4 protein-coding genes are annotated in these 2,877 nt (G+C 70.7%); 2 read left to right on the forward strand and 2 right to left on the reverse strand.

All coding sequences use genetic code 11. The features are described from left to right. Nucleotides 1–298, reverse strand: a 298-nt coding sequence (locus ACYVE7_RS32005) for a hypothetical protein (RefSeq protein WP_460370052.1), incomplete at its 3' end; no start/stop codon positions are given. Nucleotides 299–421: 123 nt separating this feature from the next. Here ACYVE7_RS32005 and ACYVE7_RS32010 point away from each other — a divergent pair. Both ACYVE7_RS32010 and ACYVE7_RS32015 read left to right on the forward strand, forming a co-directional pair. After that, nucleotides 422–709, forward strand: a complete 288-nt coding sequence (locus ACYVE7_RS32010; protein ID WP_460370054.1) for a Dabb family protein — start codon at nt 422–424, stop codon at nt 707–709. Between the two features lie 36 nt (nt 710–745). After that, nucleotides 746–1,411: a TetR/AcrR family transcriptional regulator gene (locus ACYVE7_RS32015; protein ID WP_460370056.1), complete on the forward strand. Its 666-nt coding sequence runs from the start codon at nt 746–748 to the stop codon at nt 1,409–1,411. 49 nt (nt 1,412–1,460) lie between these two features. Here ACYVE7_RS32015 and ACYVE7_RS32020 read toward each other — a convergent pair. Beyond that, a partial coding sequence (locus tag ACYVE7_RS32020) for a glycoside hydrolase family 5 protein (RefSeq protein ID WP_460370057.1) occupies nt 1,461–2,877 on the reverse strand: 1,417 nt, incomplete at its 5' end.

A 2,877-nucleotide genomic window follows, 5' to 3' on the forward strand; every position in this document is an offset into this window, starting at 1 on the left:
CCGCGGCGGCCAGCAGCGGCAGCCGCCACAGCGGCTCCTGCCCGGCGAGTGCGGCGAGCGCCCCGAGCCCGATGACCAGCAGCAGCCCGTACCCGGCCGCCCTGCGGCCCAGCAGCAGCCCGCGTGCCGCGATCAGCACCGCGAGCCCCAGCAGCAGCGCGTGCTCGGACGCGAGCGGCCGCCCCGTCGCCACGAAACTCACATCGTCAAGCCAGCCGGGCCCGTTGCCGACGGGAACGGCGACGAGCAGCCCCACCCCCACGGCGGGCCCGGCCAGCACACCCCGGGAACGATCCATCCTCCAAGTCTCCACCCCACCCCCCAGCCGGGCCAGGCCCGCTTCCGGCCTCGCACGGGACGTGTGAACCCGCGGTCCTGCTCCGCGATGCCAGGTGCCTGAGGCACGGCCTAAGCTTGGGGGATGATCAGACACGTCGTTATGTTCACCTGGCGCGAGGACGCGAGCGCGGAGCGGATCGCGGAGATTGCGCCGCGGCTGGCGAAGCTTCCCGGGCTGATCCCGCAGATCCGCCGGTATGAGTACGGGCCCGGGATCAACCCCGGCAACAAGGACTTCGTGCTGGTCGCCGAGTTCGACTCCAACGACGACTTCGCGGTCTACCGGGACCACCCCGACCACCAGGCGTTCATCGCGGACTGCATCGTCCCGACCGTCGCGGAGCGCTCCGCCGTGCAGTACGTCGTTTAACGACCGTCTGTAACAAGCGCTTGCTATAGTGAAACCGTGACTACCTCGACGAACAGCGGCCGGGCCAAGCCTCCCGCGAAGGAGGGCACGACCGGCCGTCGGCGTGCCAAGGGTACGCCCGCGCTCGCCTCCGAACGCCGCGACCACCTGGTCAAGCTGGCGGCGGAGCTGTTCGCGAGGAAGGGTTTCCAGGCCACCACGGTCCGTGAGATCGCCGACGAGGCCGGCATCCTGTCCGGCAGCCTCTACCACCACTTCGACTCCAAGGAGTCGATCGTGGACGAGATCCTGTCGAACTTCTTCACGGAGCTGATGGCGGCCAACCGCGCCGTGATCGAAGAGGGCGGCACCCCGCAGGAGGTCATCGCCTCCCTGGTGCGGATCGCGTTCAACACGCTCGAACCGCACCGCGCCGCGATCACCGTGATGCAGAACGACTGGAACTACCTCAAGGGCCTGGAGCGGTTCGAATACCTCACCAAGGCCGAGGACGAGGTCGAGAAGATGTGGGTCACCGCGATCAAGGAGGGCCAGGCGGCGGGCATGTTCCGTGAGGACATCGACCCCAAGCTGACCTACCGCATGATCCGCGACACCATCTGGGTCGCCGTCCGCTGGTTCCGGCCGGGCGGCCGGCTCAACGCCAAGGGCCTCTCCGACCACTACCTCAAGGTCATGTTCGACGGCATCGTCGTCCACTAGCCCGTGCTGAACGCCGAAGCCGGACCCCGAGGGGTCCGGCTTCAGTTGTTCACAGGGACAGTTCGTACCGGAGCCGCGCGCAGCCGACGAGCAGGGTGCCGCCCGGCCGCTTGAGCAGCCGGATCTGCTCGACGTTCACCGTCTTGGGGACGATGGCCCGGTCGCCGGGCACCCAGACCTCGAGGGTGGCGCACGTGTCCGTCCCGGTCTCGCCGGTCAGCAGGAGGGAGCCCGTGGCGGCGTCGGAGCGGAGCGAGGTGAGACGTCCCGGCGCGGCCCTCGGGTAGGCGCGGGGCAGCTCCCGCTGGGCCGCCGGGTCGCGGGGCAGTTCCGCGCCGTTCGCGCAGTCGATCTTGTTGAAGCCGTTGCCGACGGGCCCGATGCCGTTCTGCGGGTCGCCGCACGCCTGCTTCCACACCCAGAACGCGCCGCCGATCCGGTGGGCGTCCTCCGCGGCCGTGTACCGGCTGATGTTCTTCTGGATCGTCGCGGCGTCGCCCCAGAAACCCCATTCGCCGGACCAGACGGGCAGGTCGCGGGCGGCGCGTTCGGCGAGGGTGAAGCCGTGCTCGATCGAGGTGATCGGGGGCAGGCCGAGCGAGGCGTCCATGGTGATCGACTCGCCGTACAGGTGCGGGGCGAACACGACGTTCGGGTCGTCGAGGTAGGAGCCGCGCGGCACGGCGTCGAAGCCGAGGCCCGACCAGAAGATGCTCGGCTCGGCGAAGAACAGGTGCGGCCGGGTTTCGGACGTCCGGATCTCGGTCAGCACACGATCGTAGAGCCGGCCCAGCAGGAGGGTCGAGGTGATCGGCGCCTGCTCGGCGAAGCCCGGCTCGTTGAGCGGGTCGAACCCGGCGACGGCGGGGTCGTCGCCGAACCGGGCGGCGAGCATCCCCCACATCCGCACGAACCTGGTCTGGACTCCGGCGCGGTCGTAGAAGAAGTTGGTGAACGCCCGGTTTCCGGCGGGCGACAGGTCGCGGCCGGTGAACTGGCAGCGGGGCGCGCCGTCGGCGTGGGTGGCCCAGCCGGGCGCCCCGTCGTAGCCGTTCATCGGGGACGTCCCGGCGGGGCAGGCGGTGCCCGCCGGGGTCGGCTGGTTGTTCCAGCCGTCCTGGTGCAGGTCGAGCACCGTGTACAGGCCGTGCCGCTTCGCCCAGGCGACGGCCTGTTCGGCACGCGCCAGATAGGCGTCGTCGTAGCGGCCGGGCGACGGTTCGACCTTCGACCACGACAGCCCGAGCCTGACCACGTTGAACCCGGTCGCGGCCATCGCCGCGAAGTCCGCTTCGGTCAGCGGCCTGACCGTCTCGACCTGGGGCCGCTCGGCGTAGAAGTCGACGAGCTGGTTGACGTTGACGCCGCGCAGCAGCACCTGCCGTCCGGCTGTGTCCTCGATCCGCGCCTCGGCGCCGCGCACGGCCCGGAGCGGCAGCAGGGCGCCCCCGGCCACCGCCGCCGCG

Source organism: Actinocorallia lasiicapitis (assembly GCF_054778695.1).